The organism is Nitratireductor kimnyeongensis, assembly GCF_019891395.1.
Lineage (GTDB): Bacteria > Pseudomonadota > Alphaproteobacteria > Rhizobiales > Rhizobiaceae > Nitratireductor > Nitratireductor kimnyeongensis.
This window is the reverse complement of record NZ_CP078143.1, coordinates 2,007,120-2,027,270: the sequence shown is the minus strand read 5'-3', so window position 1 is coordinate 2,027,270 and position 20,151 is coordinate 2,007,120. Positions and strand designations below refer to the sequence as shown.

Genomic DNA, 20,151 nt, shown 5'->3' with positions numbered 1-20,151 from the left:
GTCACTCTCCTTCGGCGTGGGATCCGGGTTCTTCGTTCCCGGCCGGCTCAGTTGCGTTTTGTTTTTCGGACCGCTGAGCGGCCCTTTCCGATGCGGAAGGGCGGCGATTGCGCTTGCGTTCGCGGCGCTCTTCCTTCTCCTGCTTCAGGGCGTCGCGCACCAGATCGTCCGTCAGGACCAACCGCGCATCGGCAATCGCCTCGAAGGGAATTCCAAAGAGGACGTCCTCGTCCCCTTCTTCCTCGACCGTTTCCGGCTCGATCGTCACAGTCTCGTCGTCACTTTCGACCACGAAACCGCGAAAGCGCTTGCGCCCATCCAGCAGCACAGCAGTCTCGATTTTGACCAGGTGCCCCTGAGCCGCGGCAAAATCCGCCTTGCGCACCAGCGGGCGGTCGATACCAGGTGAGGAAATCTCGAGTTGGTAAGCCGTGTCGATCGGGTCTTCAACATCCAGAACGGGTGACAGCGCTCTGCTGACTTCCTCGCAATCCTCGACGGTCATGATGCCATCGGGACGTTCGGCCATGATCTGCAACGTGGCACCGTCCTGCGCTGTCATGCGAACGCGAACAAGGCGATATCCAATTGCTCCCAAAACAGGAATGATGATCGCGGCAACGCGCGCCTCAATTCCGCTCTCACGGATCAGGCGATCATCACTGTTCCTGTCTTCTGAAACTGCCGTCATCCAACCTCCGGACGGCCGCATCTAACAAAAAAGAGCGGGACCGGTGGGACCCACTCTCCGTCATAGCGACCAAGAATTTGAATTGGATATAGACGAGATGGCAATTCTTTTCAAGTGCGCAACTCATGACCGGGGCCCGCAGACGGGGTTTTGGTTTCTGACATGGTGCAACGCACAAATGCATAGCAGCCTTGTCAGAACGGCGCTTCTTATCGACCACGGAGCGCGCTAGATTGTGTTGCAATGCACAATGAGAGGTAACTCCATGTCGACCCGTAAGTTCATTTCTGGAATTGGTGATTTTTTCGGCGTGATCGAAAGTGCCGTGGCTGTTTCTGCTGCAGTGCGGAATCGTCGTCGGGCAAAGGATGCCGACCTGCGCCGGCTTGGCATTAATCCCGAGCAATTTTATGGTATGAGCGGCCGGTAAGCTCCGCTCATACTCGCAGAAATGTCAGGTAGGCGGGTGTCCGCCCTTCGCGGATAGCTTTCGCTTCATAACGCGTACCAGGCCAGCCGTCATAAGCCAGGCGCCAATCATCCGCAGATTCTGCCTGCCAACAAAATGCTTGATGCGCTTCGCAATGCTGTAGTGTCCAGTCGACATACGTGTCGATGTCTGACGCGAAACGGAAGCGGCTCCCCGGTTTCAGCACTCGCGCGAACCGATCCAGATTGACGCAGTTCACGAAGCGCCGCTTCCAGTGCTTTTTCTTGGGCCAGGGATCTGGATAGAGCAGATCTATCCCTGAGATGGACGCCTCTGGCAGCCAATCCAGAAGCACCGTGGCATCATCGTTGTAAACCCGCAGATTCGCTGGAAAACCGCCCTGCTCGTCCAGCGCGGATGCAAGCTTGGCCATGCCATTCACGAAGGGTTCAACACCTATGAAGCCCGTGGCAGGGAAGCGCGAGACTTCATTGAGCAGGTGCTCGCCCCCGCCAAAGCCGATCTCAAGCCGGACTTGCTCGACCGGGTGGGCAAACAAGCCAGCAGGGTCCTGCGGCGGAGCATCGAGCTTTAACAGCGCGTGATCGAGAAAAGCGGTAAGCGCCGCGTCCTGTTTTGGACGCAGACGCTTGCCATGCCGACGGCCGAAGAAGGCTTCGGTAGCCCGTTTGCGCCGTTCTTCAGCCATTCGGTCGTTCCGGTACTGGTAAAAGCCGCGTCACGCGGCTTTTGCAACTGCCTGTTTGAGGGTTTTCACCAGATCGGTGCGCTCCCAGGAGAATGAACCATCACGGCTGGCTTTCCGCCCGAAGTGACCGTAAGCAGCTGTCTTGGCGTAGATGGGGCGATTGAGATCCAGGTGGCGACGAATGCCAGTGGGCGACAAATCCATCACCTCACGAATCGCGATCTCGACCTCTTCTTCGGAGACACGGCCCGTGCCGTGCAGATCCACATAGACCGACAGCGGCTGCGCTACACCGATGGCGTAGGAAAGCTGTATCGTACAACGCTCGGCGAGATTGGCCGCAACCACGTTTTTGGCGAGATAGCGTGCGGCATAAGCTGCCGACCGGTCCACCTTGGTTGTGTCCTTCCCGGAGAAAGCACCTCCACCATGGGGTGCTGCGCCACCGTAAGTATCGACGATGATCTTGCGACCGGTAAGCCCCGCATCGCCGTCGGGCCCACCAATCACGAATTTACCGGTTGGATTGATGTACCAATTGCAGTTGTCCGCAACCGTGATTCCGCCAGAAGACAACGCTTCGTGGATGTAGGGCTCAACGACCTGACGCACCTTGGTGCTGTTCCAGGACGCATCCAGATGCTGGGTGGAGAGCACAATCTCCGTTACCTCGGACGGCGCACCGTCGACATAACGCACCGTGACCTGGGCCTTTGCATCCGGACCGAGCTTTGCAGCCTCGCCTTCACCGGACTTGCGGGCATCGGCCAGAAGCTGAAGGATCTTGTGCGAGTAGTAAATAGGCGCCGGCATGAGGTCAGGCGTCTCGCGGCAGGCATAACCGAACATGATGCCCTGGTCGCCTGCACCTTCTTCTCCCTGGCGATCGGCTGCGCTATCGACGCCTTGACCGATATCGGGCGACTGCCCGTGCAGGAGGACGTCGATCTTCGCGGTCTTCCAGTGAAAACCGTCCTGTTCATAACCTATAGCACGGATCGCCCGGCGCGCAGCCGAGCGGAAGCGCGACGGATTGATGAGAGGATTGCCCTGAGCATCCTTGGCGATCTCACCAGTCTTTTTGTCCCGCTTAAGCAGCGATTCGGGGACGCGCACCTCACCGGCAATCACGACACGGTTTGTCGTCGCCAGCGTTTCACACGCCACACGAACCTTCCACGGGTCCATGCCGGATTTCTTGGCTTCCCGGTAGACCAGATCGACGATCTCATCGGAGATGCGATCACAGACCTTATCGGGATGGCCTTCGGAAACGGATTCACTTGTAAAGAGATAGTTCTTGCGCGCCACGGGTATCCCCTCTGAGAAGAAGCCGATCAATCTGTCGGCAACAGGCGCCTTCCTGTTAGCGAAGCTCGATGCATCAGGTCAAGCATAACGGTTGCGACATAAAGCAAAACAGGGAACGGTTTTACCCATCCCCTGTTGATCAGTAGCGCTCTGGGAGAGCTATCAGCGTTCTATGGGAACCCTCAGTCCTGGTTCTCGACGGCCAGCACCTTGACCAAGTCGATGATACGACGGCGCACCTTAGGGTCAGAAATCTTCGCAAACGCCCTGTTCAGCTGAACACCTTCGCTGCTGTTGAGAAAATCGACGACAAAGTCCGCACCGTCCTCTGCCATTCCCTTTCCGCCCTCGCTTTCCTCGCCTGGTGCGCCTTCAAAGAAGAACGACACCGGAGCACTGAGGACCGAAGCGATTGCCTGCAGCCGGCTCGCGCCGACGCGATTCGTACCCTTCTCGTATTTCTGAATTTGCTGGAAAGTTATACCCAGGCTTTCGCCAAGTTTTTCCTGGCTCATGCCAAGCATGTTTCTTCTTAGTCTAATCCGACCTCCAACATGAATGTCGATCGGATTCGGTTTTTTCTTGTTCTTGTTCATATATTCCCTCGCCGTCCGGCACGGGGTTGCCATTGACCGATCTACCTCTTCGACCTCCCAGAGCCCCAAGCCTGTCAAATCGAATTGCGATGTAGTCGGCTTACACACTATGCGTAGCCGAAAGGGACGATGTCAATTCGCTCTCAGACGTCGAACAATACTTGAACCGAAAAGCACGGTCCCAAAACCAAACGCAATAAACATTCCATTGGTTCCCGGATTCTCAAAATAAAATTTCTCAGGCTTCTCAATAGGCATTCGGAGGTCCAGATTGCCCACAGCATTAAGATCGAAAGCGTCGATGATACGGCCCGATGAGTCGATAACAGCAGAGATGCCGGAGTTGGCGGCACGCAGCAACGGGCGCCCGTTTTCAACAGCACGCACGCGGGCCTGTCGAAAATGCTGATAAGGACCGGGCGTCACCCCAAACCAGGCGTCATTTGTGACGTTGACAAGAATATCCGACTGATCTGCAACCTCAGCGACCAAGTGCGGAAAGATGATCTCGTAGCAGACGAACGGCATAATGCGAGTGCCCTCGAAAACAGTGAGGGGACGACGCACACCACCCGCTGTGAACGGACCTGCTGACTGCACTATCTCTTCTATCCCTAGATTATTCAACAGGTTGGCGAACGGCACGTATTCGCCAAATGGGACCAGATGCACCTTGTCGACTGCGTCAATAATTGTTCCGTCCTGACCTATCGCCACAACTGAATTGTAATAGCGGGTCGGACCCAGACCATCGCCGCCTTCGGCGCGCACAGCGCCGGTCAGGAGCATTTGCCCCTCGTCCAACGCTTCGCCGAGTTGGACCAGGGCTTCGGGGCGTTCGGTGAACAGAAATGGGACTGCAGTCTCGGGCCAAACAATCAACTTAGGCTTTTCGACGCCTTCGGCCGTCTGACGTCGAGTGAGATCCAGCAGGATGTTAAAGATGCGCGTTTGTTCGGAGGAATCCCATTTTTCAGTCTGTTTGATCGACGGTTGAACGATCCGCACCGGCAAAAAATTATCAGACCGGATTTCTCTGGAGAGACTTAGATAACCATATGCCAACTGCATTGTTACCAGACCGATGGCGGTAATACTGCCGATGAGAAGATGCCGGCGAGTACCCAGGAGCGCCGGCATCGAAAACACCAAAACCGCCAGAAAATTCATACCAGCCAGCCCAAGTACCTTAGCCGACTGCATGCTTAGCAATGTGGGCATAGCGGCGTAACCGATAGCGCCCCACGGAAAACCCGTGAAGACTATGCCCCTTATGGACTCAATAATGCCGAAAAAGAACGCAAGAGAAATCACTCTCATGATCCCGTCCGACCAAAAAAACCGCGAAAGAAGCGCTGCAAGCCCGTAGAAAATTGCAAGAAATGCCGGGATTCCTACAACAGCAAACGGAACGGCCCAAGCATAATTTTCCGCGTCGACCAGCAATGCAGTGCCGATCCACCACAGTCCAAGCATAAAATACCCGAAACCGAACCACCAGCCCGTTTTAAAGGCAGGAATTACTAGTGAACGGAGGCCGCGCCCCTCGCCGACCGCACCATCCAGGAGCCAAACCAGGACGGGAAAGGCAACAAAGCAGGCGGCGAAGAAGTCAAATGGCGGTTGTGAAAGGGAAGCGAAACCGCCCGCTGCGAAGGAGACGAGCGACCGTCGCCACCCACTCAGCAATACAACCCGTCCGGCAAGGCTCTCCATGCACGCATCCGTGAAACCCGAATCACATGACAAGCAGTATCAGCAGTTTGCCGCGCTTTGAAACCGTGTCGCGGGTTAGAATGTCAGGAGCTACAAATTGTCGCCGGGTCGCAACGATCTTCTTCGGCGCTCGGACGCGCGGTTATGCACGATGCGCACACGCTTTACCCGGCGCGGATCAGCATCCATGACCTGAAATTCAAAGCCCGGGATCGCCTGGACCACCTCGCCTCGTGCCGGGACACGGCCCAAAACATTGAAAATCACGCCACCGATCGTGTCCACGTCCTCAGAGTGTTCCTCTGCGTGAAAATCGTCACCAATCACTTCGGCGACGTCCTCGATCTCAGCCTTGGCGTCCACAACAAAGACATCCTCGCCCACTTGCTCGATGAGGGGCGCATCGTCGTCGTGCTCATCTTCGATATCACCGACAACCATTTCAACAATGTCTTCCAGTGAAACGAGGCCGTCGGTCCCGCCATATTCGTCAATCACAAGGGCCATTTGCGTACGAGAGGCCTGCATGCGGGCCATCAGGTCCGATGCAAGCATGGAAGGCGGCACGAACAGAATCGAACGGGGAAGGTTCAACTCCCCGATCGACCGATCGAGATCCACCTTGCCAAGATCAAACGCTACCGGTTCGGGCGTTTTTCTCGCCCGCCCTCGTTTGGCTCTGGCCGTCTTGGTAATGTGCGTGACCACATCCCGGATGTGGACCATCCCGCGCGGATCATCGAGCGTCTCGCCGTAAACCGGCATCCGCGAATGACCCGACCGCTCAAAGGCGTTCAGGAGTTCACCCAGCGTTGTCGTGAGATCGACTGCCTCGATATCGGCGCGCGGAACCATCACATCTTCGACACGCAGCTCGCGCAGGCGAAGGATGTTCTTGAGCATCGCCCTTTCCCCGGGGGAAAAGGCCGCCGTGTCGTGGGTATGCTCGTCCAGTGCGTCCGCGAGATCATCGCGTAGCGAAGAACCGTTGCGAATGCCAAGCGCTGCCATCATTCTCTCCCAGAGGGACAGGCGGCTGCCGGGGTTGTGTTGCGGGGGTCTACTAGACCCCTCTTCCCCCTCCTCGGGGGAGCTCGTCTCGCTTGCGGGCGCATCTCCCACCGCGATCATCGTGTTCTCTGTCATGGCCGTTTGTTCAATTAAGCCCTTCAGTTAGGCGTAAGGATCGTGAATGGCAAGTGTTTGCAGCGCTTTGCGCTCCAATTCTTCCATCTCTTCAGCTTCTTCATCGGTTTCATGGTCATACCCCATGATATGCAAAAATCCGTGAACGATGAGATGCGTCAGATGGTGATCGAATTGCTTACCCTCTTCTGCAGCTTCCTTCGCCACGGTCTCTTGAGCGACGATAATGTCACCGAGGGGCTGCAATTCATCTCCCGGATTGATCATCTCAGGCGCAGGAAAGGAAAGCACATTTGTGGGCTTGTCCTTGCCGCGCCATTGTCGATTCAACACCTGGATTTCGGCGTCGCCGGTAAAAAGCAGGCTGATCGCACCGCCTTCATCCGGCTCAAGTTCAATTACCGATATAGCCGCGCGAATGGCCCGCTCTGCCAGCGCCTGAAGCGCAGTTTCCGATGTCCAGGCACCCGCCTCAATGGCGACTTCAACAAAGATTTCCGGCTTTTCGCCGGCAGGGGGAATATCGTCCATCAGCCCGCGCGGATCAGCCCCGCGCCTTCTTGTCATAGGCCCGGACAATCGCAGCCACCAGCGGATGGCGCACCACGTCCTTCTCGTCGAAGCGGACGGTGACAATGCCGGGCACATCTCCCAGCACCTCAAGCGCTTCGACCAGGCCAGACTTGGTATTGGGCGGGAGATCGATCTGGCTTGGGTCACCGGTGACGATCATGCGGGCATTCTCGCCAAGCCGCGTCAGAAACATTTTCATCTGCATCGGCGTGGTGTTCTGCGCCTCATCGAGGATTACCACTGAATTCGCCAGTGTGCGTCCGCGCATGAAGGCAAGCGGCGCGATTTCGATCACGTCTGCCGCCAGCGCCCGCTCGACCTTTTCGGTCGGGATCATGTCGTAGAGAGCGTCGTAGAGCGGGCGCAGATAGGGATCGACCTTCTCGCGCATGTCTCCGGGCAAAAAGCCAAGCCGCTCGCCCGCTTCAACCGCCGGACGCGACAGGATGATGCGATCCACCGCCCCCCGTTCCAAAAGCATCGCGGCATAAGCGACGGCAAGGAAGGTCTTGCCCGTACCGGCGGGGCCGATGCCGAAGACGAGCTCCGAGCGCTCCAGCGCCCGCATATAGGCGTCCTGGTTGGCCGAGCGCGCATGAACGGTGCGCTTGCGCGTGGAAATCTGTGCCGCGGCGAGCTTTCCCTTGCTCTCCATGGTCGGGAAGGTGAGCTGTTCATCGGCGGCGATGGCCAGCCGCACGGCGCCATCCACATCGGAGGGGGCAAGCTCTGTCCCCTTTTGAAGGAGATCATAGAGATAATCGAGTGCGCGGCGCGCCTGTGCGGCGGCAACGCTCTCCCCCTTGACGGTGAGCTGATTGCCCTTGGAGCGAATATCGACGCCGAGCCGCTGCTCGATCTGGGCCAGATTCTCGTCAAAGGGCCCGTAAAGGGCGCTGGCCAGCTTGTTGTCATCGAAGGTCAGCACGATGTGTGCCATGTCGGAGGCCCCGGAGGGCATGTTCTTCAACTCAGTGCTGGCGGTCAAACGCCTCTCCTTTACGACACCGGCTCTGCAAACAGGCTGTTGGGGCCTGCCTGCGTGATTCGAACATGAACAATGTCACCGATTTCGCCGGCTTTTTCATCAAGAATCACAGGCTGAAGCCAGGGTGATCTACCGACGCGCTGGCCCGGCTGACGCCCGGGCTTCTCCAGCAACACGTCCATCTCGCTGCCAACGAGGCTCTGAACGAAAGCGCGCTGCTGTTCGGTAAGCAGTGCCTGAAGTGCCTGTAGCCGCTCATCCTTCACAGCTTCCGGCACCTGACCGCCCAGATCCGCTCCCGGCGTTCCCGGACGCGGCGAATATTTGAACGAGAAGGCCTGCGCATAGGTCACGTAGCGGATCAGTTGCATCGTGTCCTCGAAATCCTGCTCCGTTTCGCCCGGGAAACCGACGATGAAATCGCCCGACATGGCTATGTCTGGCCGCGCCTCTCTGATCCTGTCGATCAGCCGTCGATAATCATCGCCCGTATGCTTGCGGTTCATTGCTTTCAGGATCCGGTCGGATCCCGACTGCACCGGCAGGTGGAGATAAGGCATCAGCTTGGGCAGATCGCGGTGGGCGGCGATCAGCGCGTCGTCCATGTCACGCGGATGGCTGGTCGTGTAGCGCAGCCGATCGAGACCGGGGATTTCCGCCAGCCGGAACAGAAGCTCGCCAAGCCCCCATTCGCGCCCATCGGCACCCTCGCCATGCCAGGCGTTGACGTTCTGGCCAAGCAGCGTCACCTCGCGCACACCACCCTCGGCAAGACGCTCGGCCTCGGCAACGATTTGCGCCACGGAGCGCGACACTTCCGAGCCTCGCGTATAGGGAACCACACAGAAGGTGCAGAATTTGTCGCAGCCTTCCTGCACGGTGAGAAACGCCGTCACGCCACGATTGCGCACCACGCGCTTCTGCGGCTGCGGCAGATGCTCGAACTTGTCCTCGATGGCGTATTCGGTCTCAACGATCTTTTCGCCGCCAAGCGCCCGCTTCACCACTTTGGGCAGGCGGTGATAGGTCTGCGGCCCGATCACCAGATCGACGGCAGGCGCGCGGCGCAGGATCTCCTGACCCTCGGCCTGTGCCACGCAACCGGCCACGCCGATCACCGTTTCGCGGCCCGCCTGGCTGCGCTCTTCCTTGAGCTGGCGGATGCGGCCGAGCTCGGAATACACCTTCTCCGCCGCCTTTTCACGGATGTGGCAGGTGTTCAGTAGAACGAGGTCCGCCTCTTCGATCTGATCCGTCGGAGCATAGCCGTCAGCTGCCAGCGCATCGGACATGCGCTGCGAATCGTAGACATTCATCTGACAACCATAGGTTTTCACGAAAACCTTTTTGGTGGCTGCCGGGGCGGCAACGGCCTCTTCGCTGGAAGCGGCGGTGCCGGAATGATGCAAAGAATTCTGTTCCATACCGCGCTTCCTAACGCTTTTGCATGTCAAAAAACAGACGGTTTTTCACCTGCTGCGCGTCCCCGTCCCTGGAGAACCTCCATAAATGCCTTCAATGCAGGAGATTTCTGGCGCCGATCAGGATAATAGAGATGATAGCGGCTCCAGGATGGCGCATAGGATTCGAGGCATGTTTCAAGGGTTCCTGCTGACAAATCCGCTGCGGCCAAAGGTTCAAACACATATCCTAGACCTATGCCACGGCGCGCCGCTTCAAGCAGAACCGCCGTCCCGTTGACGGTGAGCGTGCCAGACACGGCAACCTCTATCGGCCTGCCCGATTTCTGAAACAGCCAGCGATAGCGCACGCCATGTGTCGCGAGCCGGTAGTTGATGCAATCATGGCGTCTGAGATCCTCCAACTCGCAAGGCTTTCCGTGGCGCTCGAAGTAACGCGGCGCACCCACGACCGTGGCGCGGATGTCGGCGCTGATCGGAATGGCCGTCATGTCTTTTTCCAGATGTCCGGCAAACCGGACGCCCGCGTCAAAACCGCCATCCACGATATCGGTGAGCCTATCACTCACATGGAGGTCGACCTCGATTGCGGGATAACGTTGCTGGAGTTCGGCGATTGCCGGCACGAGAATGGTTTGTGCAGGATGTTCCAGCGTGGTTATGCGCAAGGTGCCCGCCGGTTCGGTGGCTCCAGTTTTGGCGCGCGTGAGGCTGTTGGAAATTTGCATCAGTGCCGGAGCGACATCATCAAGCAGGCGTCTTCCCGCCTCCGTAAGGCGAACGCTGCGCGTCGTGCGCGCCAGAAGCGCAACGCCAAGTCGGGCCTCAAGCTCCCGGATCGTCTGGCTGACTCCCGATTGAGCCCGGTTGAGCTGTCGAGATGCCCGCGTGAAGCTTCCTGCTTCCGCGACCGCATTCAACACGACCAGGGCGGAAAGGTCCTGACGATCCATTAATCATTCCAGATGAATAACCATATCAGTTTTATCAGTATAGTGCCTTTCTGGGCAGGCTTCTATCCAGTTCGCAGACAATTTTGCGAAAGGCATTGACCCATGAAATCGCTAAGAACCGCCTCTAAATTTGCGATAGTCGTGCTTGGCTTGGTGTTCGCCTCACCGGTACTGGCTGACACGCCCAAAGTGCTTCTTGTCCCCGGCATCGGGATGGAAGGTGCCTCTTGGCGGGCTGTCTTTGAAAAACTGACAGCAAAAGGCATCGAGACAAAGGTTCTGCAACTACCCTTCACGTCCATGCCGGATGATGTGAAGGCGGCGCGCCGCGCAATAAGGCAGGAAGACGGGCCGATGGTTCTCGTCGGTCATTCCTATGGTGGCATGATCATCACCCAGGCAGCACAGGAGCCGGCCGCAAGGGCATTGGTCTACATAGCAGCATTTCAGCCGGAGGTGGGCGACAGCCTTGCTTCGTTGAACGCGACGATGCCACCGGCCATGTCGGCAGACCCCCTGACGATCTCGGAGGACGGCTACTTCACCGTGAAAGACGCGGTCTGGATGAAAGATGTGGCCAATGGCCTTTCACCGGCGGACGCAACCTATACGGCCAATGCGCAGGCGGCGGCGAACATTGCGATCTTCACGCAGACGGCGCAGTTCGCAGCTTGGCATGGTCTGCCGGTGTGGTCAGCGGTGGCAACGCGGGACCGCACTGTCTCACCGGACCTTCAAAGATGGATGTCCGAACGTTCGGGCGCGCAAACGATCGAGATCGCCGCCGGGCACCTGCTTCCGATGAGCCATCCGAACGACATTGCTGAACTGATCGAGCGCGCCGTCGCTTCCGTTCGATAAGCGCAGCTATCTTGCAGCCTGATGTCTCTCGCGCTGCGGCTTACGACCGCAGAGCCTGCACGAGCATTGAGCGGACCTGGTTTTCCGCCTCACGCGCGATTTTCTTCCGCTCGCCTGCGACAGAGAATGGGAGAGGCGCTCCGAACCGGACCTCCACATCAAGAGGCCGCGCGGCGAGGACCAGTCGGAGATGGGGCATCAGATCGAGGTCGCCGATCCACGAAATGGTTGAGCGTTCCCGCCGGTCCAGTTTCAGTCCGTGGCTTGCCAGGTAGACAATGGCTGCGGGCTGAATGGTCACCTGCCTGCTTTTGTCCTCCCCGAGCGCAAGCTGCGCTGCGCCGAAGAGCGTGCTCTTGAATGGCAGGACCTTGTTGCCGTCGCCGGTCGTGCCCTCGGCGAAAAGCACCATCGGATCCCCGTCGGAAAGCCGTTCGGCAATCTCTCGCGCCTGCTCCGGCGATGCGCGGCGGCGCTCTCGCTCCACGAACACGGAGCGCTGCTGGCGGGCAAACGTGCCAAGAATGGGCCAGTTCCGCATGTCCGATTTGGCTATGAAATGAACGCCATCAAGTGACCCGAGCACCAGAATGTCGAGCCAGGAGACATGATTGGCAACAATCATCTGCGGGCGCTCCCGCGACCGGCGCCCTTTCATGCGCACCCGCACACCGAGCACACGCAGCGTGAGCCTGTGCCAGAGGCGCGGCACGATGCGGTCGCTGAAAAATCCGGTTCTGAGCGCGATTTCCTGCACCACCATAAGCGGCAGAGTGTAGAGCGCGACAATCCCGATAGCGATGACGAAACGCAGCGTGCTGAGCATCAGCCCTGAATCAGCTATGAGGCCCGTGGGCGGAGAACGGACCCTCTACAGCATTTTCCGTTTCCAGGAAACATGAGGTTGAAAGCTCAGCGCAGGTCGCGGCGCATCACCAGAGCGCTGGTGCGCCTGCCATTCGCGTCGCGATAATAATCGGGCCGCCCTCCGACCTGCCGGAATCCGAGGCGACGGTAGAGCGCGATGGCAGGCGTGTTGGTTTCCTCCACCTCAAGAAAAAGTGCCGCTGCCCTGTCGCTATGCATCTTGAATAGCACGGCATCCATCAATTGTCGGCCAAGCCCGTGGCGGCGCTGATTGCGGGCGACAAGAATGGTGAGGATTTCGCCTTCATCCGCGGCCTGCCGCGCAAGCACGAACCCGGCAAGCTGCGGTGGCTTTCTGCCAATTTCGGAAACCGCGAACCCGAACACGCCATCCTGTGTGAGCAGCGATTCAAACTCCGCATCGCTCCACGGCCGCGTGAAATCCTCGGCGTGCATATCGGCTAGAACGAGACTGTCCGCCACCTCCAGAGGCCGCACCACAAATTCGCGTTTTCTCGGAAAGAGCGCCATCAGCGTTCCCTTCGCGGGAGAGCGAAGTTTTGCTGCGGGGCAGCGTCCGGTGCGCGCAGATAAAGCGGCTTTGGCGGTTCGCCACTCCCCTCCTTGGTAGCGGCCAGCCGGGCAAAGGTCAGAATATCCGCCGTTGCGCCGGCAGTTTGAATGTCAAGCGCGGGCGAGCCCGCCTCAGCCACAAGCTCGGCCGCAACACCGTAGACGACCGCATTTTCGATAGAGGCCCATCCGGCCAGCCACTGTGCCGACTGGCTTTGAGGTTCGAGGAGAACGCGCCCTTCGCTATCGAAGCCCGCTGCGAAAAGACTGGGCGCGCGCTGCCCAAGCGCCACGAGAACGGTGCGTCCGGGAAGCGTATCACGCGCTTCCGCGCCAAGCGCCTCCAGCGTGGAGATACCGATGGCCGGCACTTTGAGCGCCAGCGCCAGACCGCGTGCGGCAGAGACGCCGACCCGCACGCCGGTAAACGATCCGGGGCCCACGGAAACAGCCACGGCGCCAAGTGCGTCATAGCCAAGACCGGCAGCCTGCAGCGCACCTTCGATGACGGACATGACGTGTTCGGCATGCCCCTTGCCCAGGTCCAGCACGTGCCGCCCGAGCATTTCATCCGTTTGGGTGTCAAGAACGCAGGCGGCGCAGAGCGCCGCCGCGGTATCGATTGCAAGGATCTTCATTCAGGCACAGTCCGGCGACCTGTTGTTGTTACCGCCGGCGAATCCGATGCGCCATCAGCGGGTCATGATGCTCTACTTGCACTGTCTTGCGCCTTCAGTTCAAGGCGGCGTGCATGGAGAACCGGTTCGGTATAGCCATTGGGCTGTTCCCGCCCCTTGAAGACAAGGTCGCAGGCCGCCTGAAACGCAATGGATTTGTCGAAAGCCGGCGCCATCGGCCGATAGAGCGGATCGCCGGCATTCTGCCGGTCCACCACCGCCGCCATGCGCTTCATCGTTTCCATCACCTGCTCTTTGCTTGCGACGCCATGATGCAGCCAGTTTGCCATGTGCTGAGCGGAAATGCGCAGCGTTGCACGGTCTTCCATCAGACCCACATCGTTGATGTCCGGCACCTTGGAGCAGCCGACGCCCTGATCGATCCAGCGCACCACATAGCCCAGAATGCCCTGCGCGTTGTTGTCGAGCTCTTTCTGGATTTCCTCCGGCGTCCAGTTGGGCCGCGTGGCAACCGGCACCGAGAGGATATCGGACAGTGCTGCGCGTTTGCGGTTTTTCAGCTCGGCCTGCACGGCGTGGACATCCACCTGATGATAATGCGTGGCGTGAAGCGTGGCCGCCGTTGGCGAGGGCACCCATGCCGTGTTCGCGCCGGCCTTGGGGTGACCGATCTTCTGCTCAAGCATCGCTGCCATCAGGTCGGGCATGGCCCACATGCCCTTGCCGATCTGGGCGTGGCCGGAAAGACCACACTCAAGGCCGATATCGACATTCCAGTTCTCATAGGCAGAGATCCAGGCTGCCTGTTTCATGTCGCCCTTGCGGATCATCGGGCCCGCTTCCATGGAGGTGTGGATCTCGTCGCCGGTGCGGTCGAGGAAGCCGGTATTGATAAAGACCACCCGCTCGCGCGCGGCGCGGATGCACTCCTTCAGGTTGACCGTGGTGCGGCGCTCCTCGTCCATAATACCCATCTTGATGGTGTTGGGCGCCATGCCGAGTGCTTTCTCGACGCGATCAAACAGCTCCACAGCGAAGGCCACCTCTTCAGGTCCGTGCATCTTCGGCTTCACCACGTACATTGAGCCCGCGCGGCTGTTCATGCGGCGGCCATTCGGCCCGACATCGTGCAGCGCGATGGCTGCTGTGAAGAGCGCGTCCATAATGCCTTCCGGCACCTCATTGCCATCGGCGTCGAGAATGGCCGGGTTGGTCATGAGGTGACCGACATTGCGCACCAGCATCAGCGAACGGCCGGGCAGCGTGAGTGTCCTGCCATCGGGCGCGGTGTATTCGCGGTCGGGGTTCAGGCGGCGGGTGAAGGTTCTGTCGCCCTTCGTCACCTGCTCTTCGAGGTCGCCCTTCATCAAACCAAGCCAGTTGCGATAGACGACAACCTTGTCCTCGGCATCGACGGCGGCGACGGAATCCTCGCAATCCTGAATGGTGGTCAGGGCCGATTCCAGCACCACATCGGCAATGCCCGCCTTGTCGGTCTTGCCGATCGGGTGGTTGGGATCGATCGCGACTTCCGCATGCATGCCATTGGTGGCAAGCAGGATTGCTGACGGCTCTTCCGCCGCACCGCGATAGCCGACGAATTTCGAAACATCCTTCAGGTGCGCTTCACCGCCCTCGGTTTTCGCCAGGAGTTGACCGCCGACAACAGAAAGCCCGGTTATGTCCGTCCAGGAAACCCCATCGAGCGGCGCGCTGCCGTCGAGGAAGGCACGCGCCCAGGCGATGACCTTTTCGCCGCGCTTCGGATTGTAGCCCTTGCCCTTTTCCGCGCCGTCCTCCTCGGAAATGGCGTCTGTGCCGTAAAGCGCATCATAGAGCGAACCCCAGCGCGCATTGGCCGCGTTGAGCGCGTAGCGCGCATTCATCACGGGCACGACAAGCTGGGGACCGGCGACACTGGCGATCTCCGGGTCGACATTCTGCGTGGAGACGGAGAAGGCCTCGCCTTCCGGCAGCAGATAACCGATCTCGCGCAGGAAAGCCTGATAAGCGTCCTGGTCGGCAGCCGCGCCGTTTTCCTTGTACCAGGCGTCGTGCTTTTCTTGCATTGCGTCGCGCTTGGCGAGCAGGGCCCGATTTTTTGGCGCCAGATCGCTTACGATTTCCGAGAACGCCTTCCAGAATTGGTCGGGTTCTACACCCGTACCGGGGAGCGCCTCCTCTACCGCGAAATTGCGCAGCTCCTCCGCAACCTTCAACCCATGAAGCTCAACGCGATTTTCCATTTAGCAGACACTCCTCTTCCCAATGTCAGAAATGATGCACTGCTTTCACCACGCCAGCGACACCGGGTCAATTCGCCGGATGAGGAAAGAGGTTTCAACGAGAGGTGAGGTTGGGCCACCGTCTGGCCAGAATGAAGCATTCGTCATCTGCATTCCGCAGCCCCGCATTATGGGCTACTGTTGCCCCATGGCGTTTGTGGACCTCTTGCTTGAGATCGCGAATTGGGTGCGAGCCCAGATCGTCAATCTCGCCAATCCCTGGACCTTCTATCAGGTCGCGATCATTGCGGTGCTGTTCTTTGTCGCAAAGCTGGCATCGCGTGGTTTGGAGAGCCGGCTCGAAGCACATGCCAGGCGCATCAAGGGTCATCAGGGGCTTCTGCGCGTTGTCGTGGCGCTCATGCGGCGCAGCGACTGGATTCTGTTTGTCCTCCTTCTTTTTGGGGCGCTGACGGTTTTGCGCTCGTTTACATGGCCAAGCAGAACGCTCTTGCTTTCGCTCACCCTGTCGCTTTCGATCGCCTGGGTGTTCACCTCGGTCGTTTCGCGCATCATCCGCAACCGCCTGCTTGCCAGAACCATAGGATGGATAGCGTGGACCTATGCAGCCATTGTCATTCTTGGGATAGACGACGAGGCGGCGGCGTTTCTCGACACGCTGGCCCTGCCGCTGGGCGCGACAAGGTTAAGCGCCTTGGTGCTCCTGAAAGCCGCGGTTTTGCTCACCGGCACTGTCTGGCTCGCGATAGTTCTCGGCAATTATTTCGACGAACGCGTCCAGCGGTCCGACGAACTTACCCCGTCCATCCGTGTGCTGCTCGGCAAGGTGGTCAAGATCGGCCTCGTCATTGCAGCCGGCGCCATCGCGCTTTCCTCCGTGGGTGTCGACCTGACGGCGTTGACGGTGTTTTCCGGCGCTGTCGGCGTGGGGCTTGGCTTCGGCCTCCAAAAGGTCGTTTCCAATTTCATTTCCGGCATCATCATCCTACTCGACAAATCCATTAAGCCGGGCGACACGATCACGCTCGGAGACACGTTCGGCTGGATCCGCGAACTGCGGGCCCGCTTCGTTTCCGTCATCACCCGAGACGGACGCGAATATCTCATTCCCAACGAGGATTTCATCACCCAACAGGTGATCAACTGGTCGTTCAGCGACGAAATGGTGCGGCTCGATGTGCCGTTTGGTGTTTCCTACGATTGTGATCCGCACCAGGTTTCAGCCCTCGCCATTGACGCTGCCGTAAGTGTCGGTCGTGTGGATGCCGACCGGAGACCGGTTTGCTGGCTGACAGGATTTGGTGAATCCTCGCTCGATTTCGTGCTGCGCTTCTGGATTCGCGACCCCCAGCAAGGCCTCACCAATGTGCGCGGCAAAGTGCTGCTCGCATTGTGGGACACGCTGAAGGAAAACGGGGTCGAGATCCCCTATCCGCACCGTGAAGTGATCATGAAGCGGGCGGCGGGCGGGCCGGTTGTCGATTGAGCCCTGAAAGATAATCGCCGGCGCAAGGCCGGCGCTTATTGATTCATGGTTTGGCGGCTTCCTTCTTCTTCGCCGCGTCGTCCATCAGTTCATACCACATCGCGTTGAGAACGGCGAAAGCCGCGGCGAGGGGAAGTCCGAGCAACCATGCGAAATACCACATGTCCTGATCTCCTTTGTGTGAAGGGGGACCGCTCAGTAAGCGTGTCCCCTGCCTTCCTGGATGTCCTTTTCATCCACCTTGCCCCACAGGACCTTGTAGACCCAGCTCGTGTAGGCAACGATGAGAGGAACGAAAAACGCAGTCACCACCAGCATGATGAACAGGGTGAGATGGCTTGACGAGGCGTCCCACACCGTCAGGCTTGCTCCCGGTGCGATGGAGGACGGCAGGATGACGGGAAACATCGACAGGCCGACCGTCGAGATGATGCCGATGATCGACATCGCGCTGGCGAGCAACGTCAACACTTCACGCCGGGCACGAAAGAGAACAAGCGCCAGGACTGCGCCGAGAAAACCGAGCCCGGGAGCGATGATCATCCAAGGGTGCGCCGCGTAATTGTCGAACCAGGCACCACTCGCCTGTACCACGGTCTTCGCCAGCGGGTTGGACGGGCCGTCGGTCACTATAGCGCTGGTGATGCGATAGCCATCGATGCCGGCCCATAGCCAGAGTCCCCCGAGCGCAAAGATCACGATGGTGGCCATGGCCGCAACGCTGCCAAAGGTGCGGCTGCGTGCCGCGACCGGTCCGTCGGTTTTTACCATGAGCCAGGATGCACCATGCATGATGAGCATCGCCACCGAAAGAAGCCCGCACAGGAGCGCGAATGGATTGAGAAGCTCGAACAATGTCGTGCCCTCGTAGAAGATCCTCAAATCGTTTCCGAGCCGGAACGGCACGCCCTGAAGGACATTGCCCACCGCAACACCGAAGATGAGTGCAGGGACAAATCCGCCGATGAACAGCGCCCAGTCCCAAGTGGTCCGCCAGGTCGGGTTCTCTCGTTTTGACCGGTATTTGAACGCGACAGGACGCAGGATCAGTGCGAAGACGACAGCGAACATTGCGAGATAAAAACCTGAAAACGACACCGCGTATAGTGGTGGCCAGGCCGCGAAAATCGCTCCCCCACCCAGAATGAGCCAAACCTGATTGCCTTCCCATACCGGGCCGACGGCGTTGATCACGACACGACGCTCGGTATCTGTTTTGGCCACAAAAGGCAGGAGTGTTCCCGTTCCCAGGTCAAAACCATCGGTTACGGCAAAGCCTATCAGCAACACGCCGAGAAGCCCCCACCAGATCACGCGCAGCGTTTCATAGTCGATAAGAGTGTGCAGGATCATTGTCTTTACTCCGCCGGTACGAAGGCGCGGGGGCCGAACACGGCCTCGGGCTCTTCGTCTGGTTCAGGCCCCTTGCGAATGGCGCGCAGCATAAGCGCCATTTCGACTATGAAGAGGACGGTATAGATCAACGAGAAACCGATGATCGTCATCAGCACCGTGGAAGCACCAAGGTTTGAGACCGCCACGGCCGTGGGCAAAACACCTTCGATGATCCAAGGTTGACGCCCGAACTCCGCAACGATCCAGCCGCATTCGGCAGCGATCCAGGGGAGCGGGATCGCAAAAACCGCGATCCGCAGCAGGAAGGGATAGCGGTCGAGCCTGTGGCGCGCCGAGAGATAGAAGAACACGGTCATGAGCAGGATGAAGAAAAAGCCCAGCCCAACCATGATGCGGAAAGTCCAGAACAGGGTGGGCACGTTTGGAACCGTGTCGTTTGCCGCCTGGGTTATCTGCGCATCCGTCGCTTCACGCGGATCGTCGAGATAAGGCTTGAGAAGCAGCGCGTATCCGAGGTCCGAACCACTCTCCTCGAACGCATTCCTGACATCATCAGGAATGGCATCAGCATTGCCGGCGGCGCGGATCTTCTGCAGAGCGTCATAAGCGACAATGCCGTTTCTGATGCGCTCTTCCGCATGCTCTACCAGTTCGTCAATGCCGGGTATCTGTGTGTCGAGCGAACGTGTTGCAATGATACCCATCGCCCACGGAATGTGTACCGCATAATGCGTTTCGCGCGCTTCCTGATCCGGAAATCCAAAAGCAGTGAACGATGCTGGCGCCGGCTCCGTCTCCCACATGGCTTCGACAGCAGCGAGCTTCATCTTCTGGTGCTCGGTGGCGAGGTAGCCGCTTTCATCGCCCAACACCACCACCGAGAGAGCCGAAGCAAGGCCGAAGGAAGCTGCAACCGTCATGGAACGCCTGGCGAGGTCGAGGTGTCGTCCCTTGAGCACATACCAGGCAGAAACGCCGAGAACAAAAACGGAGGCCGTGACATAGCCTGCCGAGACGGTGTGGACGAACTTTGCCTGTGCCACCGGGTTCATCAGCACGGCGTAAAAGTCTGTCACCTCCATACGCATGGTCTGCGGATTGAATGCGGAGCCCACCGGATTCTGCATCCAGCCATTCGCAATGAGGATCCATAGAGCGGAGAAATTGGAGCCGATGGCCACTGCCCAGGCAGACGCCAGATGTCCGAGCTTGGACAGTTTGTCCCAGCCGAAAAAGAAGAGGCCTACGAAGGTCGCTTCCAGAAAGAAGGCCATAAGGCCCTCGATGGCCAGCGGTGCACCGAATATGTCCCCGACATAGTGGCTGTAATAGCTCCAGTTCATCCCGAACTGGAACTCCATGACGATGCCGGTGGCGACACCGAGCACGAAATTGATGCCAAACAGCGTGCCCCAGAATTTCGTCATCTGTCTCCAGATGGTGCGGCCGGTCATCACGTAGACGGTTTCCATGATGGCAACCAGCACCGACAGTCCGAGCGTCAGCGGGACAAACAGGAAGTGGTAGAGAGCGGTAATTGCGAATTGCAACCGCGAGAGATCGACGATGTTCAGTTCCATTGTACCATCC

At 58.9% G+C, this 20,151-nt stretch carries 20 protein-coding genes; 3 read left to right on the top strand and 17 right to left on the bottom strand.

From position 1 onward, the window contains the following. Position 1: 1 nt before the first annotated feature. Positions 2–691 (bottom strand): ribosome maturation factor RimP, encoded by a 690-nt coding sequence (gene rimP / locus KW403_RS09635; RefSeq protein ID WP_223019287.1) that lies wholly within the window; start codon positions 689–691, stop codon positions 2–4. Between the two features lie 265 nt (positions 692–956). Between rimP and KW403_RS09630 the strand changes: the two genes are divergently transcribed. Further along, positions 957–1,121 (top strand): hypothetical protein, encoded by a 165-nt coding sequence (locus tag KW403_RS09630; protein ID WP_223019286.1) that lies wholly within the window; start codon positions 957–959, stop codon positions 1,119–1,121. A gap of 7 nt (positions 1,122–1,128) precedes the next feature. Here KW403_RS09630 and trmB read toward each other — a convergent pair whose 3' ends face one another. From trmB to KW403_RS09585, 9 genes are all read right to left on the bottom strand, one after another. Beyond that, positions 1,129–1,830 carry a tRNA (guanine(46)-N(7))-methyltransferase TrmB gene (trmB, locus tag KW403_RS09625; RefSeq protein ID WP_223019285.1) on the bottom strand — a complete coding sequence of 234 codons (702 nt, stop codon included), beginning with the start codon at positions 1,828–1,830 and terminating at the stop codon, positions 1,129–1,131. 30 nt (positions 1,831–1,860) lie between these two features. Then, positions 1,861–3,141: a methionine adenosyltransferase gene (metK, locus tag KW403_RS09620; protein WP_223019284.1), complete on the bottom strand. Its 1,281-nt coding sequence runs from the start codon at positions 3,139–3,141 to the stop codon at positions 1,861–1,863. A gap of 182 nt (positions 3,142–3,323) precedes the next feature. Further along, a complete protein-coding gene (locus tag KW403_RS09615) occupies positions 3,324–3,737 on the bottom strand; it encodes a helix-turn-helix domain-containing protein (protein ID WP_223019283.1) in 414 nt (137 codons plus the stop codon). A 132-nt stretch (positions 3,738–3,869) separates the two neighbouring features. Then, positions 3,870–5,453: an apolipoprotein N-acyltransferase gene (gene lnt / locus KW403_RS09610; protein ID WP_223019282.1), complete on the bottom strand. Its 1,584-nt coding sequence runs from the start codon at positions 5,451–5,453 to the stop codon at positions 3,870–3,872. A 90-nt stretch (positions 5,454–5,543) separates the two neighbouring features. Continuing rightward, entirely contained in the window at positions 5,544–6,599 is a 1,056-nt protein-coding gene (locus KW403_RS09605; protein ID WP_343224029.1) for a hemolysin family protein, read from the bottom strand. A 27-nt stretch (positions 6,600–6,626) separates the two neighbouring features. Next, positions 6,627–7,130: an rRNA maturation RNase YbeY gene (gene ybeY / locus KW403_RS09600; RefSeq protein ID WP_223019281.1), complete on the bottom strand. Its 504-nt coding sequence runs from the start codon at positions 7,128–7,130 to the stop codon at positions 6,627–6,629. A gap of 13 nt (positions 7,131–7,143) precedes the next feature. Beyond that, positions 7,144–8,112, bottom strand: coding sequence for a PhoH family protein (locus KW403_RS09595; RefSeq protein ID WP_378596503.1), 969 nt, complete (start codon positions 8,110–8,112; stop codon positions 7,144–7,146). Between the two features lie 59 nt (positions 8,113–8,171). Further along, complete coding sequence (gene miaB / locus KW403_RS09590) at positions 8,172–9,584, bottom strand: tRNA (N6-isopentenyl adenosine(37)-C2)-methylthiotransferase MiaB (RefSeq protein WP_223019280.1); 1,413 nt, start codon at positions 9,582–9,584, stop codon at positions 8,172–8,174. 26 nt (positions 9,585–9,610) lie between these two features. Further along, positions 9,611–10,534, bottom strand: coding sequence for a LysR family transcriptional regulator (locus KW403_RS09585; RefSeq protein ID WP_223019279.1), 924 nt, complete (start codon positions 10,532–10,534; stop codon positions 9,611–9,613). A 102-nt stretch (positions 10,535–10,636) separates the two neighbouring features. Here KW403_RS09585 and KW403_RS09580 point away from each other — a divergent pair, with 102 nt between their 5' ends. Continuing rightward, positions 10,637–11,395, top strand: coding sequence for an alpha/beta fold hydrolase (locus KW403_RS09580; protein WP_223019278.1), 759 nt, complete (start codon positions 10,637–10,639; stop codon positions 11,393–11,395). A gap of 40 nt (positions 11,396–11,435) precedes the next feature. Here KW403_RS09580 and olsA read toward each other — a convergent pair whose 3' ends face one another. From olsA to KW403_RS09560, 4 genes are all read right to left on the bottom strand, one after another. Further along, positions 11,436–12,221, bottom strand: a complete 786-nt coding sequence (olsA, locus tag KW403_RS09575; RefSeq protein WP_223019277.1) for a lyso-ornithine lipid O-acyltransferase — start codon at positions 12,219–12,221, stop codon at positions 11,436–11,438. Positions 12,222–12,307: 86 nt separating this feature from the next. Then, positions 12,308–12,793: a ribosomal protein S18-alanine N-acetyltransferase gene (gene rimI, locus KW403_RS09570; protein ID WP_223019276.1), complete on the bottom strand. Its 486-nt coding sequence runs from the start codon at positions 12,791–12,793 to the stop codon at positions 12,308–12,310. After that, positions 12,793–13,473 carry a tRNA (adenosine(37)-N6)-threonylcarbamoyltransferase complex dimerization subunit type 1 TsaB gene (tsaB, locus tag KW403_RS09565; RefSeq protein WP_223019275.1) on the bottom strand — a complete coding sequence of 227 codons (681 nt, stop codon included), beginning with the start codon at positions 13,471–13,473 and terminating at the stop codon, positions 12,793–12,795. The genes rimI and tsaB overlap by 1 nt, the downstream gene beginning before the upstream one ends. Positions 13,474–13,535: 62 nt before the next feature. Next, complete coding sequence (locus KW403_RS09560; RefSeq protein ID WP_223019274.1) at positions 13,536–15,719, bottom strand: malate synthase G; 2,184 nt, start codon at positions 15,717–15,719, stop codon at positions 13,536–13,538. A gap of 187 nt (positions 15,720–15,906) precedes the next feature. Here KW403_RS09560 and KW403_RS09555 point away from each other — a divergent pair, with 187 nt between their 5' ends. Beyond that, positions 15,907–17,205 carry a mechanosensitive ion channel family protein gene (locus KW403_RS09555; protein ID WP_223019273.1) on the top strand — a complete coding sequence of 433 codons (1,299 nt, stop codon included), beginning with the start codon at positions 15,907–15,909 and terminating at the stop codon, positions 17,203–17,205. Between the two features lie 43 nt (positions 17,206–17,248). Here the strand turns inward: KW403_RS09555 and cydX are convergent, their stop codons facing one another. From cydX to KW403_RS09540, 3 genes are read right to left on the bottom strand one after another with little or no spacing between them, the layout of a single operon-like run. Then, complete coding sequence (gene cydX / locus KW403_RS09550; protein ID WP_223019272.1) at positions 17,249–17,368, bottom strand: cytochrome bd-I oxidase subunit CydX; 120 nt, start codon at positions 17,366–17,368, stop codon at positions 17,249–17,251. Between the two features lie 32 nt (positions 17,369–17,400). Next, entirely contained in the window at positions 17,401–18,558 is a 1,158-nt protein-coding gene (cydB, locus tag KW403_RS09545; RefSeq protein WP_223019271.1) for a cytochrome d ubiquinol oxidase subunit II, read from the bottom strand. A gap of 5 nt (positions 18,559–18,563) precedes the next feature. Continuing rightward, entirely contained in the window at positions 18,564–20,141 is a 1,578-nt protein-coding gene (locus KW403_RS09540; protein ID WP_223019270.1) for a cytochrome ubiquinol oxidase subunit I, read from the bottom strand. Positions 20,142–20,151 lie beyond the last annotated feature (10 nt).